14 protein-coding genes and 1 pseudogene are annotated in these 16,823 nt (G+C 69.9%); 4 read left to right on the top strand and 11 right to left on the bottom strand.

The window, feature by feature from the left end:
- Positions 1 to 57 precede the first annotated feature (57 nt).
- The 8 genes from rodA to P3T39_RS10445 form a co-directional block, all read right to left on the bottom strand.
- Positions 58 to 1,257 (bottom strand): rod shape-determining protein RodA, encoded by a 1,200-nt coding sequence (gene rodA / locus P3T39_RS10480; protein ID WP_280697151.1) that lies wholly within the window; start codon positions 1,255 to 1,257, stop codon positions 58 to 60.
- Positions 1,254 to 3,479, bottom strand: coding sequence for a penicillin-binding protein 2 (gene mrdA, locus P3T39_RS10475; RefSeq protein WP_280697150.1), 2,226 nt, complete (start codon positions 3,477 to 3,479; stop codon positions 1,254 to 1,256). Before mrdA ends, rodA begins: the two co-directional genes overlap by 4 nt.
- A 13-nt stretch (positions 3,480 to 3,492) precedes the next feature.
- On the bottom strand, positions 3,493 to 4,131 hold the full coding sequence (gene mreD / locus P3T39_RS10470; RefSeq protein WP_280697149.1) for a rod shape-determining protein MreD: 639 nt from the start codon (positions 4,129 to 4,131) through the stop codon (positions 3,493 to 3,495).
- Positions 4,132 to 4,134: 3 nt separating this feature from the next.
- On the bottom strand, positions 4,135 to 5,151 hold the full coding sequence (mreC, locus tag P3T39_RS10465) for a rod shape-determining protein MreC (RefSeq protein ID WP_280697148.1): 1,017 nt from the start codon (positions 5,149 to 5,151) through the stop codon (positions 4,135 to 4,137).
- Positions 5,152 to 5,247: 96 nt separating this feature from the next.
- Entirely contained in the window at positions 5,248 to 6,273 is a 1,026-nt protein-coding gene (locus P3T39_RS10460) for a rod shape-determining protein (protein WP_280697325.1), read from the bottom strand.
- Between the two features lie 336 nt (positions 6,274 to 6,609).
- Positions 6,610 to 7,023 (bottom strand): nucleoside-diphosphate kinase, encoded by a 414-nt coding sequence (ndk, locus tag P3T39_RS10455; RefSeq protein WP_280697147.1) that lies wholly within the window; start codon positions 7,021 to 7,023, stop codon positions 6,610 to 6,612.
- Positions 7,024 to 7,127: 104 nt separating this feature from the next.
- Positions 7,128 to 7,463 (bottom strand): DUF4233 domain-containing protein, encoded by a 336-nt coding sequence (locus P3T39_RS10450; RefSeq protein ID WP_280697146.1) that lies wholly within the window; start codon positions 7,461 to 7,463, stop codon positions 7,128 to 7,130.
- Between the two features lie 2 nt (positions 7,464 to 7,465).
- Positions 7,466 to 8,830 (bottom strand): folylpolyglutamate synthase/dihydrofolate synthase family protein, encoded by a 1,365-nt coding sequence (locus tag P3T39_RS10445; protein WP_280697323.1) that lies wholly within the window; start codon positions 8,828 to 8,830, stop codon positions 7,466 to 7,468.
- Between the two features lie 222 nt (positions 8,831 to 9,052).
- Between P3T39_RS10445 and P3T39_RS10440 the strand changes: the two genes are divergently transcribed.
- Together P3T39_RS10440 and P3T39_RS10435 are read left to right on the top strand one after the other, a co-directional pair.
- Positions 9,053 to 9,238 (top strand): hypothetical protein, encoded by a 186-nt coding sequence (locus P3T39_RS10440; protein WP_280697145.1) that lies wholly within the window; start codon positions 9,053 to 9,055, stop codon positions 9,236 to 9,238.
- Between the two features lie 181 nt (positions 9,239 to 9,419).
- Entirely contained in the window at positions 9,420 to 10,916 is a 1,497-nt protein-coding gene (locus P3T39_RS10435; RefSeq protein WP_280697144.1) for a glycosyl hydrolase family 18 protein, read from the top strand.
- Positions 10,917 to 10,956: 40 nt separating this feature from the next.
- On the opposite strand, the gene P3T39_RS10430 is transcribed toward P3T39_RS10435, so the two are convergent.
- The 3 genes and pseudogenes from P3T39_RS10430 to P3T39_RS10420 form a co-directional block, all read right to left on the bottom strand.
- The gene (locus tag P3T39_RS10430) at positions 10,957 to 11,493 is read right to left on the bottom strand and encodes a hypothetical protein (RefSeq protein ID WP_280697143.1); all 537 of its coding nucleotides are present in this window, start codon (positions 11,491 to 11,493) and stop codon (positions 10,957 to 10,959) included.
- A gap of 183 nt (positions 11,494 to 11,676) precedes the next feature.
- Positions 11,677 to 11,898: pseudogene (locus tag P3T39_RS37535) on the bottom strand (hypothetical protein); the annotation flags it as partial.
- A 277-nt stretch (positions 11,899 to 12,175) separates the two neighbouring features.
- Positions 12,176 to 14,815: a valine--tRNA ligase gene (locus tag P3T39_RS10420; protein WP_280697140.1), complete on the bottom strand. Its 2,640-nt coding sequence runs from the start codon at positions 14,813 to 14,815 to the stop codon at positions 12,176 to 12,178.
- A 177-nt stretch (positions 14,816 to 14,992) separates the two neighbouring features.
- On the opposite strand from P3T39_RS10420, the gene P3T39_RS10415 reads away from it, so the two are divergent.
- On the top strand, positions 14,993 to 15,856 hold the full coding sequence (locus P3T39_RS10415) for a hypothetical protein (RefSeq protein ID WP_280697137.1): 864 nt from the start codon (positions 14,993 to 14,995) through the stop codon (positions 15,854 to 15,856).
- A 43-nt stretch (positions 15,857 to 15,899) separates the two neighbouring features.
- Positions 15,900 to 16,733 (top strand): hypothetical protein, encoded by an 834-nt coding sequence (locus P3T39_RS10410; RefSeq protein WP_280697135.1) that lies wholly within the window; start codon positions 15,900 to 15,902, stop codon positions 16,731 to 16,733.
- Positions 16,734 to 16,823: the final 90 nt, after the last annotated feature.

The raw sequence follows: 16,823 nt of genomic DNA, 5'->3' as shown, positions 1-16,823 counted from the left end.
GGCCGCCGACGGCCGCTGCGGGTACGAGCCGCCCGGCGGCCCCCGCAAAGGGGCCGGTCAGATCCCTATCGGACGCTGGGAGCGGACGGACTGGAGCAGGCCGATCGCGATCCACACGGCGAACATCGAGGAGCCGCCGTAGGAGACGAAGGGCAGCGGGATGCCCGCGACCGGCATAATGCCGAGGTTCATACCGATGTTCTCGAAGGCCTGGAAGGCGAACCAGCTGATCACCCCGGCGCAGACCACCGTGCCGAACAGGTCGGTGGCCTGGCGGGCGATCCTGCAGGCTCGCCAGAGCACCACCCCGAGCAGCCCGATCAGGGCGAGGCCGCCGACGAAGCCGAGTTCCTCGCCCGCGACCGAGAAGACGAAGTCGGTCTGCTGCTCGGGGACGAACTGCCCTATGGTCTGGGTGCCGTGGAACAGGCCCATACCGGTCAGCCCGCCGGAGCCGATGGCGATCCGGGCCTGGGCGGTGTTGTAGCCGACACCGGCCGGGTCGAGGGCGGGGTTGGCGAAGGCGGCGAAGCGGTCGATCTGGTACTTGCTGAGGATGCCGAGCTGCCAGACCGCGATGGATCCCGCCGTACCGGCGACGATCAGGCCGAAGACCCAGCGGTTGGCCGCGCCGGAGGCCAGCAGGATGCCCAGGATGATGACGGCCATGACCATCACCGAGCCGACGTCGGGCATCAGCAGCACGAGCCCTATCGGAACACCGGCCACCGCCAGCGTCTGGAGCACGCTGCGGTCGGAGGGGATCTCCCGCTCGCCCGCGTCCACCTGGGCGGAGAGCAGCAGCGCCATCCCGAGCACGATGCCGAGCTTGGCGAACTCGGCGGGCTGGATGGAGAATCCGCCGCCGAACTGGATCCAGGAGTGCGCGCCGTTGATGGTGGAGCCCAGTGGACTGAGCACCGCCATCAGCATCAGCAGCACGGCGACGTAGACGACCGGGACGGCGGTGCGGACCCGGCGGTTCCCTATCGCGATCACCGTGCCGCAGAGCACCAGGCCGATCAGCAGATTGGTGAGGTGCCGGTACAGGAAGTACTGCGGGTCGCCGTGGGTGAGCGAGTCCCGTCCCCGGGTCGCCGACCAGACCAGCAGCGAACTGCCCAGCGAGAGCGCCAGCGCGGCCAGGATCATTATCCAGTCGAGCCGCCGCAGCGGAGAGTCCTTGGCCAGTACCCGGGCCAGCGAGCCGCGCCGCGGCGAGAGCCGGATCGGGCGGTACGAGCCGTAGGAGGTCATGCCCGGCCCCTTCCGGTGGAGCGGGTGGGTTCGAGCGCGGCCAGCGCCACGGTGAGCGGCGCCTGGGCACCGGTCGGCGGGGTCGGGTCCAGGAAGGAGGATCCGGCCGGGTAGGAGGCCGGCTTGATGATGGCGGTGCCGTCCGGGTTGAACGAGGGCAGCTCGGCCTGCGGCTTGGGCAGCAGGGCCTTGGAGTTGTCGATGTCGCCCTTGTCGTCCACGCCGTACAGCGCCTGGTAGATCCGTCGCACCGAGTCACCGGAACCGCCGGAGCCGGTACCGCCCTGGCTGATCGTCATCACGACCGCGTAGTCGTGGCTGTACGTGGTCAGCCAGGAGGTGGTCTGCTTGCCGTTGACCTCGGCGGTGCCGGTCTTGGCGTGCAGCTCGATCTTGCCCTGCGGCCAGCCCGCGCCGACGAACTTCCAGGCCGCGGTACCGCTGGTGATGACGCCCGCGGTGGCCTGGTCGATGTAGCTGAGCAGCTTGTCGTCGGCGGGCAGCTTGCCGTCCACGTGCGGGGCGATCTCGCGCACCGGCTTGCCGTCCGGGCTGACCACGGCCTTGCCGATGGTCGGCCGGTAGAGCGTGCCGCCGTTGGCGAGGGCGGAGTAGATCCGGGCCATCTGGAGCGGGGTGACCAGGGTGTCGCCCTGACCGATGGCGTAGTTGACCATGTCACCGGCGCGCATCACGTTGCCGTCGACGCAGTTCTCGCGGGCGATCTCGTCGGCGTACTCGTGACCGCCCTTGGCGGCCTGGGCGCACCAGGCGTCCTTGTTGGCGTCGTAGAAGGACTGCTTCCACTGCCGGTCGGGCACCCGGCCGGTGACCTCGCCGGGCAGGTCGACGCCGGTCTTGGCGCCGAGGCCGAACTGGTGGGCGGTCTTGAAGAACCAGTCGGCCGGGTCCTTCTTGGGCTTGATGCCGCCGTCCTTCAGCCACTGGTCGTACCCGAGCCCGTAGAAGACGGTGTCGCAGGACTTCTCCAGGGCCATCTCCAGCGAGATGTCGCCGAAGCTCTCGCTCTCGAAGTTCTTGAACTCGCGGCCGCCGATGGTGAGGCTCTTCGGGCACGGGTAGTGACCGTCGAGCGAGTAGCCGGCCTGGACGGCCGCGGTGGTGGAGATGACCTTGAAGGTGGACCCCGGCGCGGACTGACCCTGTATGGCCCGGTTCAGCAGCGGGTAGTTGGAGTCCTTGCCGGTCAGGTTCTGGTAGTCCTTGGCCGAGATGCCGCCGACCCAGAGGTTGGGGTCGAAGGTCGGGGCGCTGGCCATCGCGACGATCCGGCCGGTGTGCACGTCCATCACCACGGCGGCACCGGAGTCGGCCTCGAAGTTCTTCTGGGTTTCCTTGTCGTAGGTCTTGCGGGCGTCGGACATGGCCTGCGCCAGCTGGTCCTCGACCACCTTCTGGACCCTGGCGTCGATACTGGTGACCAGGTTGTTGCCGGGCTGGGCCGGGGTGCGGCCCGCGCTGCCGATGACCCGGCCGAGGTTGTCGACCTCCAGCTTGTCGACACCGGTGGTGCCGCGCAGGTCGTTGTCGTAGACCGACTCAAGACCGGCCCGGCCGACCTGGTCGGAGGGCTGGCGGCGCTCCCGGCCCGACTTGTCGGCGCTCTTGGCGACCTCCTCGTCCGTCACCGGGGAGAGGTAGCCGAGCACCTGGGCGGCGTTGGCGCCCTCGGTGCCGGTGTAGCGGCGGAGGGCGGTGGACTGCGCGGTGACGCCGGGGAAGTCCTCGCGGCGCTCCATTATCTGCATCGCCTGCTGGGTGGTGGCCTGCTGGGTGACCGGGATCGGCTGGTACGGCGAACCGTTCCAACAGGGCTGCGGCGTCTTGGAGTCGCAGAGCCGCACCTTGTCCTGGACGTCCTTGACCGGCGTGCCGAGCACCTCGGCGAGGCGGCCGAGCACGGCCTTGCCGTGGTCCTTCTGCTGGAGCAGAGCGGTACGGCTGACCGAGACGACCAGCTTGGTCTCGTTCCCGGCGAGGATCCGCCCGGAGGCGTCCAGGATCTCCCCGCGCACCGCGGGTTCCACCACCTCGCGGATGTGGTTGCCCTGGGCCTTGGCGGCGTACTCGCTGCCGTTACGGATCTGCAGGTACCACAGGCGCCCGCCGAGGGTGGCGAGCAGCGACAGCACCAGGATCTGCAGGACGACCAGACGGATCGTCACCCGGCGGGTGCGTCCGGTGTCCGGAATGTTGCTCACGTGCGGTCGCTCCTCACGGGCGCTTGGCGAGGCCGGGCAGGCGCTTCTTCTTGTACGAGGGCACTGGCGAGGACTCGCGGGTGGTCCGGTAGCGGGTCAGGCTGCCGAGTCCGGAGCTGCGTCCGTCCTCGGACTCGACCGGGCTGCGCTCGCCGTCGAAGCGGCGGGCCAGCAGCATCACGGCGGGGACCACGAAGGGCGCCAGCAGCAGGTCGTAGAGCAGAGCGCTGAACACCAGGCCAGTCAGGCCGACATGGCGGGCGGCGCTGTCACCGACCAGGGCGCCGACCACCGCGTACAGCAGGGTGGAGAGCACGGCGGCGCCCGCGACCACGAGCAGCGCGCTGACCGCCGAGCGCTGGCGGCCGCCGTCGGGGCGGAGCAGCCCGGCGGCGTAGCCCATCAGGCAGAGCACCAGGGCGTAGCGGCCGATGGCATGGTCGGAGGGCGGTGCGACATCGGCGAGCAGGCCGGCGGCGAAGCCGACCAGGCAGCCGCCGGTCGGGCCGTAGACCAGAGCCAGGCCGACCACCATCAGCAGCAGCAGATCGGGGGTGGCGCCGGGGAGTTGGAGTCGGCCGAGCACGCTGACCTGGATGACCAGGCCGATCATCAGCAGGACGGCGGCGAGTGGGATGCGACTGAAGCGCATGGGTCAGTTCCCCCCTGTGGGACTGGGGTTCGCCCCCGCGGGGCTGGAGCCGGCCCCGCCGGGGGTGGGGCTCGCTCCGGCGGCGCCGGGTGCGGCGGAGGCTGCGGCGGTGGTCGAGGGGGCCGCCGGGGCCGCCGGGGCCGCGGGCTGGGTGGGCGCCGGGGACGGCGGCAGTACGGCGTCCCGCGGGTCGGCGCGCGGCGGGACGACCACGACGCCGACCAGATCGAGCCGGGTGAACTGGACGTACGGCTCGACCAGGATGGTCTTGGTGAGCTGACCGGGCGTCGCCTCGACCTCGACCACGGTGCCGACCGGCACGCCGGGGACGAACGGGCGGCCGCTCTGCGATCCGAAGGTCACCACCCGGTCACCCGCCTTGACCTGGGCCCGGCCGTTCAGCAGCGAGATGCGCATCGGGCCGTTGCCCTGGCCGTTGGCGAAGCCGATCTCGTTGCTGCCCTCCAGCCGGGTCCCGGCGGTGAAGCCCGGGTCGGAGGCGAGCAGCACGGTGGCGGTGGTCGGGCCGACGGTGGTGACCCGGCCGACCAGGCCCTGGCCGTTGATCACCGTCATGTCGCGGGAGAGGCCGTCCTCGCTGCCCGCGTCGATGGTGATGGTCCAGGAGAAGCCCTGGGCGGCGCCGATCGCAATCACCTGGGCGGCCTTGATGGTGTAGCCGCCCGCCCCGGCGGTGCGGAGCATGTCGTCGAGCTGCTTGGTGCGGCCTGTGGCGGTGTCGGAGGACGCCAGGCGCTGGCGCAGTTCGGTGTTCTCGCGGGTGATCTGGTCGAGCCGCTGCTGGTGGGTACCGGCGTCACGGATCGCCCTGACCGTGCCGGCCACCGGGTCGACGGCGCCGGAGGCGGCTCGCTCGACCGGTCCGAGGACGCTCGCGGCGACCCGCCGGGCACCGCCAAGCGGAGAGCTCTCACCGCCCCTGATGTCCACGGTGATCAGTGCGAAGGCGACGGCGACCAGCAGGATGAGCAGTAGCCGGCTCTCTCGGGTGTCCCTCACGGTGCTGGAGCTGCCCCTTCAGTTCCTGACCTCGCCTCGTGCCGTGGGGCACGAGGCGAGGACCGTTCAGTTGAAAGACTGTCAGAAATAGGTGTGTCAGCGACGCGGCTGGGCGTCGAGCACCTGCTGGAGCGCCTCGAACTCCTCGACGCACTTACCGGAGCCGAGGGCCACGGAGTCCAGCGGGTTCTCCGCGATGTGGATCGGCATGCCGGTCTCCCGGCGCAGCCGCTCGTCGAGACCGCGCAGCAGGGCGCCGCCGCCGGTGAGCACGATCCCACGGTCCATCACATCGCCGGCCAGCTCGGGCGGGCACTGGTCGAGGGTGGTCTTGACGGCGTCGATGATGGAGTTCACCGGCTCGTCGATGGCCTCGCGGACCTCGGCGGCCGAGATGACCACCGTCTTCGGCAGGCCGCTGACCAGGTCCCGGCCGCGGATCTCGGCATGCTCATCCTTCTCTCCCTCCAGGGCGAAGGCGGAGCCGATGCTCATCTTGATCTGCTCGGCACTGCGCTCGCCCAGGAGCAGCGAGTACTCCTTCTTGATGTGCTGAACGATCGCGTTGTCCAGTTCGTCACCCGCCACTCGGATGGACTGCGCGGTGACGATGCCGCCGAGCGAGATCACGGCGACCTCGGTGGTGCCGCCGCCGATGTCCACCACCATGTTGCCGGTGGGCTCGTGGACCGGCAGTCCGGCGCCGATCGCCGCCGCCATCGGCTCCTCGATGATGTGCACCTGGCGCGCGCCCGCCTGCGAGCTGGCCTCGATCACGGCACGGCGCTCGACCCCGGTGATACCGGAGGGCACGCAGACCACGACCCGGGGCCGGGCCAGGTAGCGGCGCCGGTGGATCTTGAGGATGAAGTAGCGGAGCATCCGCTCGGTGATCTCGAAGTCGGCGATCACGCCGTCCTTCAGCGGGCGGATGGCGACGATGTTGCCGGGGGTCCGGCCGATCATCCGCTTGGCCTCGGAGCCCACCGCCAGGATCCCACCGGTGTTGGTGTTGACCGCCACGACCGACGGCTCGTTGAGAACGATCCCCTTGCCCCTGACGTACACCAGCGTGTTGGCAGTACCAAGGTCGATCGCCATGTCACGGCCGATGAACGACAGATTGTTGGCCATGGGGTGTGGAGTGCCTTCCCGAACTCGGAATCAGATGGCGGGGAGTGGGCCGGTCACGCTCGCCCACTGCAGGGCGGAGATCAGCTGAGCAGCCGTACCGGGCCCATGAGTTGTGTCCATCGTAGCCACGCCGGTCAGCACGAGCGGCGAGCAAGGTATGCCGCCCATTCTCCGGGGACTCGATGGCTTCTTCCTGGATTGGGACGCCGTGTCGAGGTCCGGAGTTCCGTTATTTGAGGATCAAAAGCTGAGATTCACCTGGTCGGGCCAGATCGGTCGACAACCGGCCCGACCAGGGCGGATCGCACTGCGGCGAATCGAGTCTCAGGCGTGGGCCGGGAAGAAGATCTTGATCTCGCGCTCGGCGGACTCCGGGGAGTCCGAGGCGTGGATCAGGTTCTCGCGGGTGATGGTCGCGAAGTCGCCGCGGATGGTGCCGGGGCCGGCCTGCAGCGGGTCGGTCGCACCGGCCAGCGCGCGGATGCCCGGGATGACGTTCTCGCCCTCGACGATCAGCGCGATCGACGGGCCCGAGGTCATGAACTCCAGCAGCGGCTCGTAGAACGGGCGGCCGACGTGCTCCGCGTAGTGCTGCTCCAGCGTCGCCCGGTCGAAAGTGCGCAGCTCGACAGCGGAAAGCTGCCAACCGGCCTTGCGCTCGATACGGCTGATGATCTCGCCGGCCAGGCCGCGCTTGACGGCGTCGGGCTTGAGCAGGACGAGAGTGCGCTGGGACACGGTGCGGCTCCAGGGGATTCGGTAGGGCATGGTGTATGCGGCCTTGCCCAGAGATTACCTTGGGTGAGCAGCCCGCCCGTGCGCGCGGGGCTGCTCACCGCAGGTCAGGCAGTGGCAGCCGCGCGGGCGGCCTTGATCTCGTCGATCTTGCGGCCGTAGTGCACCGAGCACCACCACAGGCCCGCGAAGACCGCGCCCAGGCCGAACATGGTCGGCAGGACGAAGCCGCTGGCGATCAGGCCGAGCTGGAGCGCCCAGCCGACGGCGACCGCGCCGGGGCGGGTGATCGCGCCGCAGAGCAGGACGCACAGCAGCATCGCGATGCCGCTGACCGTCCAGATGGTCGCGGCGGAGACGTGGCTGAGCTGCATGGCCACCAACGCGGCGAAGAGCAGCAGCAAGGCCTCGCCGATCAGCGTCGAGGAGCACAGGGTCCGCATGACTACTTCCTCCCGAGCAGCAGGCGGGCCTCGCCCACCGTGATGACCGAGCCGGTGACCAGGACGCCGACACCGCCGAGGTCCTCCTCCTCGGCGAGGGTGACGGCCGCGTCGATGGCGTCGTCCAGGCGCGGCTCCACCTGAACCCGGTCCTCGCCGAAGATCTCCACGGCCAGCGCGGCCAGTTCGTCCACCGGCATCGCGCGGTGGGTGGAGTTCTGGGTGACGACCACCTCGGCCAGGACCGGCTCGAAGACCTCCAGCAGCCCGGCGACGTCCTTGTCGCCGCTGGTGGCGATCACGCCGACCAGCTTGCTGAAGCCGAAGGACTCGCCGATCGCGGCGACGGTGGCCTCGGCGCCGTGCGGGTTGTGCGCGGCGTCCAGGATCACGGTGGGGCTGCGGCGGACGACCTCGAGTCGGCCCGGCGAGCGGACACCGGAGAACGCCTGGCGCACCTTGTCCGCGTCCAGGTTCCCGCCGCGCGCGCCGCCGACACCGAAGAACGCCTCCACGGCCGCCAGCGCGAGGGCCGCGTTGTGCGCCTGGTGGGCGCCGTGCAGCGGGAGGAAGATCTCCTCGTACTCGAAGCCACCGAGCCCCCGCAGCGTCACCATCTGCCCGCCGACCGCGACCTCACGGTGGATCACGCCGAACTCCATGCCCTCGCGGGCCACGGTGGCGTCCACCTCGACGGCCCGCTTGAGGATCGTCTGGGCGGCGTCCAGCGGCTGCTGGGCGACCACGGCGAGCGCGCCCTGCTTGATGATCCCGGACTTCTCGACCGCGATCTCGCCCGGCGTCTCGCCCAGCTTGTCGGTGTGGTCGAGGCTGATCGGGGTGATCACCGACACGGCGGCGTCGATCACGTTGGTGGCGTCCCAGGAGCCGCCCATGCCGACCTCGACGACGGCCACGTCCACCGGGGCGTCGGCGAAGGCCGCGTACGCCATGCCGGTCAGCACCTCGAAGAAGGACATCGCGACCGACTGCTGGGCATCGACCATCTGCAGGTACGGCTCGATGTCGCGGTAGGTCTCGACGAACTTCTCCACCGAGATCGGGACGCCGTCCAGGCTGATCCGCTCGGTGACGGACTCCACGTGCGGGCTGGTGTAGCGGCCGGTGCGCAGCTCGAAGCCGTTCAGCAGCTGCTCGATCATCCGGGCCGTCGAGGTCTTGCCGTTGGTGCCGGTGATGTGGATCGAGGGGTAGGAGCGCTGGGGCTGGCCGAGGATGTCCATCAGCGCCTCGATCCGGTCGAGCGAGGGCTCCAGCTTGTTCTCCGGCCAGCGCTTGGCCAGCTCGGCCTCCACCTCGCGCAGTCCGGTCGCCGGATCGGCGGGGTCGTTGGTGGTGGGGCGGATCGTGTACGGGTTCTGCTCGGCCTTGTCGCTCACGTCCTCAGTCTACGGAGGGCGCGTCGGCCGATGTGCGCAGGCAGGTCCGAGCCCGCACCGAACGCCGCCCGGGGCAGGCCAAGCGAGAGTCGCCACTTTGCAAAGACAGGATAAATACGGTCATTTACCATCGAATCATGCCATCTATGCACATAGATGCCCTCGAATCAAAGCCGTCAGGAGCGCTTGGTGCGCAACTTCTTCGTCGCCCACGAGGCGATCGACGCCGGGTTCGCCGCGCTGGTCGCGCCGGGCCCCGAGCCCGGCACCCTCGCCGAGGAGTGGCTCGCGGACACCCGGAGTCGCCTGGCCCGCCTCGCCCGGACCCCAGCCCCTACGGCGACGGCCTCGCCTCGACCCGCATCGCCCACCTGACCACCATCCTGCCGACATCGGCCGCGCCGGCCGCCTGAACCTCAGGGCAAGGGGTGAGCCACTCAGGGGCGCGAGGCCTTGACAGCGGGAATGGTCTACTCCACCTTGTGAATCAAGTCCCGTTCAGAACACGGGACTTGACCCTGCACCGCACCCATCGACATCCCCCACTGGAGATGGCATGCGCGCAAGACCCCGTCGTACCGTCAGTGCCCTGGCCGTTCTGGTGGCGGCCGCCCTCGTCCTGGTCGGGCTGTTGCTGGCCACCCCCGGCGCCCAAGCCGCCGATGTCGACCTGATTGCCAACGGCGGCTTCGAGAACGGTCTCACCGGCTGGTCCTGCACGGCCTCCTCCGGCCAGGTGACCGGTACTCAGGCCCGCTCGGGCAGCTCCGCCCTCCAGGCCACGCCCAGCGGCAGTGACAACGCCCAGTGCAGCCAGAGTGTCACCGTCACCCCGTCCTCGACGTACACGCTGAGCGCCTGGGTACAGGGCCCGTACGTCTACCTCGGCGCCACCGGGACGGGCGGCGCCGACCCCAGCACCTGGTCCAGCGGCACCAGTTGGAACCAGCTGACCACCACCTTCACCACCGGCCCCTCGACCACCACGGTCACGGTGTACCTGCACGGCTGGTACGACCAGGGCCCCTACCTCGCCGACGACGTCTCGCTGACCGGCCCCGGCACCCCGCCGCCGAGCCAGTCCCCCACCGGATCCCCCACGCAGTCCCCGTCCCCGTCCCCGTCCCCGTCCCCCACGGTGACGCCGCCCAGCACCGGACTGCCCAAGCACATCCTCACCGGCTACTGGCAGAACTTCGACAACGGCGCCACGGTGCAGCGGATCAGCGACGTCCCGGCCGCGTACGACATCATCGCGGTCTCCTTCGCCGACGCCACCACCACGCCCGGCGCGATCAGCTTCACCCTGGACAGCGCACTGGCGAGCAAGCTCGGCGGCTACACCGACGCCCAGTTCAAGGCCGACATCGCCGCCAAGCACCAGGCCGGCAAGCGGGTGGTGCTCTCCATCGGCGGCCAGAACGGCACCATCTCGGTCGCCGACGCCACCTCCGCCGCAAACTTCGCCAACAGCGCCTACGCCCTGATCCAGAGCTACGGGTTCGACGGCGTGGACATCGACCTGGAGAACGGAGTCAACGCCGCCTACCTGGGCCAGGCCCTGCACTCGCTGGCCGGCAAGGTGGGCAGCGGCTTCGTCCTCACCATGGCACCGCAGACCATCGACATGCAGTCCACCGGCATGGAGTACTTCAAGCTGGCGCTGAATGTGAAGGACATCCTCACCATCGTCAATATGCAGTACTACAACTCGGGTTCGATGAACGGCTGCGACGGCAACGTCTACTCGCAGGGCACCGAGGACTTCCTCACCGCCCTCGCCTGCATCCAGCTGAAGGGCGGACTCGCCCCGAGCCAGGTCGGCCTCGGCGTTCCCGCCTCCACCAGCGCGGCCGGCAGCGGCTACGTCAGCCCGAGCGTGGTCGACGCGGCACTGGACTGCCTTGCCTCCGGCACCGGCTGCGGCTCCTTCAGGCCCGGCCAGACCTGGCCGGGGATCGGTGGCGCGATGACCTGGTCCACCAACTGGGACGCCAAGAACGGCGGTGGCATCGCCGGGACCATCGGCAGCCATCTGCACGCCATGCCGTGATTTTCGAGCGGGCGTGACCCCGAACAGGCCTGTTGAGCCGTCAGTACTGCCGGGCCTCCGGAATACCGGGGGTCCGGCTGCCCGTCCGACTGCTGTGCCGCAGCCGCAACTCGGCCGCCACCTCCTCGGCCTCCCCCTCCGGCAGCAGCGGCAGCATCATCGCCACCGCCTGCAACAGGCCGCCCAGCAGGTAGGTGGTGTCGGCCGTGGAGGCCACCACCGCCCGCACCGCTGCGACATCGCCGGCCCCGACCGCCTCGATGAGCCGGGCCGCGTCCGCCCCCTCCTCGTCCACCGCGACCGCCCCGGTGTCCGTCGGCGCCCGCCTGGCCAGCGCCCGCAGCACCCGGTCGCCCACCTCGGGCGCGTACGCCTTGCGCACCGCCTCGGCGGCGATCCACGCCAGCAGGGTGGTCACCTCACGCTCGGCCCGTTCCTCCAGCAGGCAGTCCAGTTCGTGGTCGAAAGCCAGCTGATTGCCGTGCCGGAAGGCGAGCAGCAGAGTCGCCACACGGGCTTTGGCCGCCTCGACCTCCTCCACAGGCAGCTCGTCGGCCAACTCCTTGGTCACCGCCACGCCATGCCCTCCCGTCAGTCGCAACACCCGCTGCCGAACTTCTGCTCACCGTACACAGTGAAACTGCAAAATTCAGTGACCCGCGCGTACAACAGGCGCGGACGACAACGGGACTTTGACCGGTGGCAATACCCGGGAATGGGCACAGTATCCCGGGTATCGCCGCCAATTCGCTTCAGCAGTTCAGGTGCTGACCGCGAACACCCGCCGCAGCGACTCGATTTCCCCGACGCACATACCGGTACCGACCGCGACGCAGCGCACCACCGCCGGTGGACCGGCCCTGCTCCGGCGAGTGATCGCGACCGGGATCGGCCCTCTGGTGACGATGCTGCCGAGCGAGACCCCGGCCACACCGGTGGTGCCGCCGCCGATGTCGACCGCCATGCCGCCGGTGGGCTCCCATTGGCCCGTCCTTCTGCCGTTTCCATCTCTTCGTGCACATCTGCCTTCGGCAGGGGGTACGTGATGGAATTCGGCCGAACGGGCTATCAGGAACTGTCGCAGCGACTCCGAATGGCGCCCCCGGACCAAATGTCCGCAGTGTTCGGGGCTTTAAGTCCCCGACATCGCCGGCCACCCTGCTATTTCTTCAACTCCCTTTGCCCACAAGCAGTCGAGGGCCGTACCGGCCCGCTCGGTGAGCGGGTGGTACGGCCCTCGGGGAGTGCCGGGTCGGGGATCAGCCCTGCGGCAGCGCCGCCAGCTGGGCGGTGATCCGGACGATGTCGGCCTCGGCCGCGGCCTGGCGGGTGCGGATCTTGGCGACCACGTCGTCCGGGGCCTTGGCCAGGAAGGCCTCGTTGCCGAGCTTGCCGGAGGTCTGCGCCTTCTCCTTCTCGGCCGCCGCAAGGTCCTTGGCCAGGCGCTTGCGCTCGGCCGCGACATCAATGGTGCCGGAGAGGTCGAGTGCGACGGTGGCACCGGCCACCGGCAGCGAGGCGGTGGCGTGGAAGCCGGCCTCCGGCTCGGTCAGGCGCAGCAGCGAGCGGATCGCGTCCTCGTGCGGGACGAGCACGGTACCGGTCAGCTCCAGCTGGGCCGGGACTCGCTGGCCGGGCTTCAGACCCTGGTCCGAGCGGAACCGGCGGACCTCGGTGACCACCTGCTGGAGAATGGCGATCTCCGACTCGGCCGCGGCGTCACGGAAGCCACTGTCCTTGGGCCACTCGGTGACCACCAGCGACTCGGCGCCGGTGAGCGTGGTCCACAGGGTGTCGGTGACGAACGGGACGATCGGGTGGAGCAGTCGCAGGGTGACGTCCAGGACCTCGCCGAGGACGCGGCGGGAGGCGTCGGCCTGCGCGCCGCCCTTGGCCAGCGTGGTCTTGGAGAGCTCGACGTACCAGTCGAAGACCTCGTCCCAGGCGAAGTGGAACAGCAGGTCGGCCAGCTTGGCGAACTGGTAGTCCTCGTAGAGCGCGTCGGCCTCGGCGACCGTCGCGTTCAGCCGGGACAGGATCCAGCGGTCGGCGGCGTTGAGGTCCTCGGCTGCGGGGAGCTCGCCGGAGACCGTCGCTCCGTTCATCAGGGCGAACCGGGTGGCGTTCCAGATCTTGTTGCAGAAGTTGCGCGAGCCCTGGACCCAGTCCTCACCGATCGGCACGTCCGCGCCGGGGTTGGCGCCACGGGCCAGGGTGAAGCGGACGGCGTCCGCGCCGTAGGCGTCCATCCAGTCGAGCGGGTCGACGGCGGTGCCGGAGGACTTGGACATCTTCTTGCCGAACTGGTCGCGGACCAGGCCGGTCAGCGCGATGGTGTGGAACGGCGCCTGGCCGTCCATCGCGTACAGGCCGAACATCATCATCCGGGCGACCCAGAAGAAGATGATGTCGTGGCCGGTGAGCAGGACGTCGGTGGCGTAGAACTTCTCCAGGTCCGGGGTCTGCTCCGGCCAGCCGAGGGTGGAGAACGGCCACAGGCCGCTGGAGAACCAGGTGTCCAGGACGTCCGGGTCCTGGTGCCAGCCCTCGCCGGCGGGCGGCTCCTCGTTCGGGCCGACACAGACGACCTGGCCCTCGGGGCCGTACCAGACCGGGATCCGGTGGCCCCACCAGAGCTGGCGCGAGATGCACCAGTCGTGCATGTTGTCGACCCAGGCGAAGTAGCGGCCCTCCAGCTCCTTCGGGTGGATCTGCACCCGGCCGTCGCGGACGGCGTTGCCGGCTTCCAGGGCCAGCGGCTCGACCTTGACCCACCACTGGAGCGACAGGCGCGGCTCGACGACGGTGTGGCAGCGCGAGCAGTGGCCGACGGCGTGCATGTAGGGGCGCTTCTCGGCGACGATGCGCCCCTGCTCGCGCAGGGCACCGACGACGGCCGAGCGCGCCTCCAGGCGGTCCAGGCCGAGGAACGGGCCGTGGACGGTGATCACGCCGTGCTCGTCCATGACCGTCATGGACGGCAGGCCGTGGCGCTGGCCGATGGCGAAGTCGTTGGGGTCGTGCGCCGGGGTCACCTTGACGGCGCCGGTGCCGAACTCCGGGTCCACGTGGGTGTCGGCCACGACCGGGATCTCCCGGTCGGTGAGCGGCAGCTTGACGGTGCGCCCGACCAGGTGTGCATAGCGCTCGTCGTCCGGGTGGACGGCGATCGCGGTGTCGCCCAGCATCGTCTCGGCGCGGGTGGTGGCGACGACGATGGAGTCCTCGCCCTCGCCGTAGCGGATGGAGACCAGCTCGCCGGGGCTGTCCTCGTGCTCGACCTCGATGTCGGAGAGCGCGGTGAGGCAGCGCGGGCACCAGTTGATGATGCGCTCGGCGCGGTAGATCAGGCCGTCGTCGAAGAGCTTCTTGAAGATGGTCTGGACGGCCTGCGAGAGGCCCTCGTCCATGGTGAAGCGCTCACGCGACCAGTCGACGCCGTCGCCGAGCCGGCGCATCTGGCCGAGGATCCTGCCGCCGTACTGCTCCTTCCACTCCCAGACCTTCTCGACGAAGGCCTCCCGGCCCAGGTCGTGACGGGAGAGGTTGGACTCGGCGAGCTGCTGCTCCACCTTGTTCTGGGTGGCGATACCGGCGTGGTCCATACCGGGCAGCCAGAGCGTCTCGTAGCCCTGCATGCGCTTACGGCGGGTGAGCGCGTCCATCAGCGTGTGCTGGAAGGCGTGGCCCAGGTGCAGGGCACCGGTGACGTTCGGCGGCGGGATGACGATGGTGTACGCGGGCTTGTCGCTCTTGGCGTCGGCGGTGAAGTAACCGCGGTCCACCCAGCGCTCGTACAGCTCGCCCTCTACCTCGGCCGGAGTGTAGGTCGTCGGGAGGGTGGCTGCGTTGTCCCCGGGGTAGGAGGCGTCGGGGCGCTGGTTCGTCGTGTCGGTCACGACGCACAGTTTACGTACGCCGGGGCGCGCCTTACTAACGCGATTCGAGTAGGCCACCCGGACGGGCCGACAGTCCGGTACGGTACCGTGCCCCGATACTCGTGCACCCATTCGTACGAGTGCTGACGATATGTACACAGAGACAGGCCGCGGACGCGGCGGGGGAGATCGAAGCCGATGTACGGCCAGGGTCAGCAGTATCCGCAGGGTCAGCCGCAGCAGCCGCCGCAGTACGGCCAGCCGCCGGCACCGCCCCAGTACGGCGCGCCGCAGCAGCCGCCGCAGTACGGCTACCCGCAGCAGCCGCCCGCCGCGCAGCCGTACGGCGCGCCGCAGCAGCCGCAGTACGGGCAGGCGCAGCCCCAGTTCGGTTACCAGCAGCAGCCCACGCCGCCGCAGAAGAGCAACACCGGGGTGATCGTCGGTGTGGTGGTCGGTGTGCTGGTGCTGGCCGGCGGCGGTCTCGGCGCCTACGCGCTGATGGGCGGCAAGAGCGGCGGCGGCGGCCTCGGGGGCGGTGGCGGTGGCGGCGGCTCCACGGCGGGCCAGTACAAGCTCTCGGCCCCGGCCAGCCTGCCCGGCGGCTACATCCAGAAGTCGGCCAAGGACGCTCCCGGCGACCCCTCCAAGACGGGCCACGGCTTCACCAAGGTCGACGGCGCCCTGTTCGCCATGTACAGCAAGGGCGCGGACAGCACCGACATGATCAGCGTCGGTGGCTCGTACGGGACGATCCCCGACCCGGCGTCGGTCATCGCCGAGACCAGCACCGAGATGACCTCCAACGGCAAGCTGACCTGGAAGACACCGCTGGCCGCCGTGGACGCCAAGGACAGCAAGGACGCGGGCGGCAAGCTCTCCTGCGGTGTCGCCACCAGCAGCGGCATCGACATCCCGGTCTGCGTCTGGGCCAACCACTCGACCCTCGGCTCGGTCACCTTCACCCATATGTCGCTGACCGGCGCGACCCGGCCGCTCGCACCGTCCCAGGCGGCCGAGGAGACCCGCGCCGTCCGTGACGCCTCGGTCGTCTCGAAGTAGCCCGGCCCGCTCCACAGCCCATCTCACCGACTCGAAGGCAACCGTGTCCGAGCAGAACCCTTTCGGCGCGCCCCCGCCGCCGGCCCAGCCCTTCGGCGCCCCGCCCCCGCCGCCTCCGTACGGTGCACCGCAGCAGCAGCAGCCCGGCGGGTACGGCCAACCGCCGCAGTTCGGCGCGCCCCAGCCTCAGGGTGCGCCGCAGCCTCAGTACGGAGCGCCGCAGTACGGAGCACCCCAGTACGGCGCTCCGGCCTACGGGGCACCCCAGTTCGGTGCGCCGCAGCCGCCGAAGTCCCGCAGGACGCTGTGGATCGTGCTGGGCTCGCTGGCCGCCGTACTGCTGATCGGCGGTGGCACGCTGGTGTACTTCATCGCCGACGTGGCGTCAAAGACCGGTAACTACAAGCTTGTTCTGCCCGAGGACTTCCACGGGCTGAAGCGGGACGACAACGACCCGACCGCCAAGCAGCTGGGTACCGAGCTGGCCGCGGACTTCTCCAAGGGCTCCAACGCCTGGACGCCCACTCCCGTGAGCACGATCTACCACAACGGGGACCGCACCAAGGCCCTGATCGTGGCCGGTGGCTGGGGCAATGTGCTGTTCCCCGACAAGCAGGTGGACGCCGCGTTCAGGGGGGCGGCCGGCAGCGACGCCCCGATCAACGACCGCCGCAGCTTCGACCCGGGACCGCTGGGCGGCAAGCTGGACTGCGCCCAGTCCGACACCAGCGGCACCAAGTTCGGCTTCTGCGCCTGGGCCGACGGCAGCACCGTGGTCATGGTGCTGGAGATCGAGGCCAATGCCAGCTCGGTGAACCTGGACCAGCTCGCCGCCGACGCCCGCGAGTTGCGCCAGCTCTCCGAGGTCAAGAAGTAACCACCGCACAGCCGCAGACGCGAAGGGGCCCCGCCGATCAACTCGGCGGGGCCCCTTCGCTGTTGAGCACTGTTGCACCCGGGTTTGCCC

Source organism: Kitasatospora sp. GP82 (assembly GCF_029892105.1).
Lineage (GTDB): Bacteria > Actinomycetota > Actinomycetes > Streptomycetales > Streptomycetaceae > Kitasatospora.
The sequence above is the reverse complement of the archived record's forward strand: the minus strand, read 5'-3'. Positions and strand labels throughout refer to the sequence as shown.

Bases quoted from the DNA above. Each gene is read 5' to 3' on its own strand.
- rodA (WP_280697151.1), bottom strand. From the start codon at position 1,257: ATGACCTCCTACGGCTCGTACCGCCCGATCCGGCTCTCGCCGCGGCGC.
- P3T39_RS10415 (WP_280697137.1), top strand. From the start codon at position 14,993: ATGTACGGCCAGGGTCAGCAGTATCCGCAGGGTCAGCCGCAGCAGCCG.
- P3T39_RS10435 (WP_280697144.1), top strand. From the start codon at position 9,420: ATGCGCGCAAGACCCCGTCGTACCGTCAGTGCCCTGGCCGTTCTGGTG.
- P3T39_RS10450 (WP_280697146.1), bottom strand. From the start codon at position 7,463: ATGCGGACCCTGTGCTCCTCGACGCTGATCGGCGAGGCCTTGCTGCTG.
- mreD (WP_280697149.1), bottom strand. From the start codon at position 4,131: ATGCGCTTCAGTCGCATCCCACTCGCCGCCGTCCTGCTGATGATCGGC.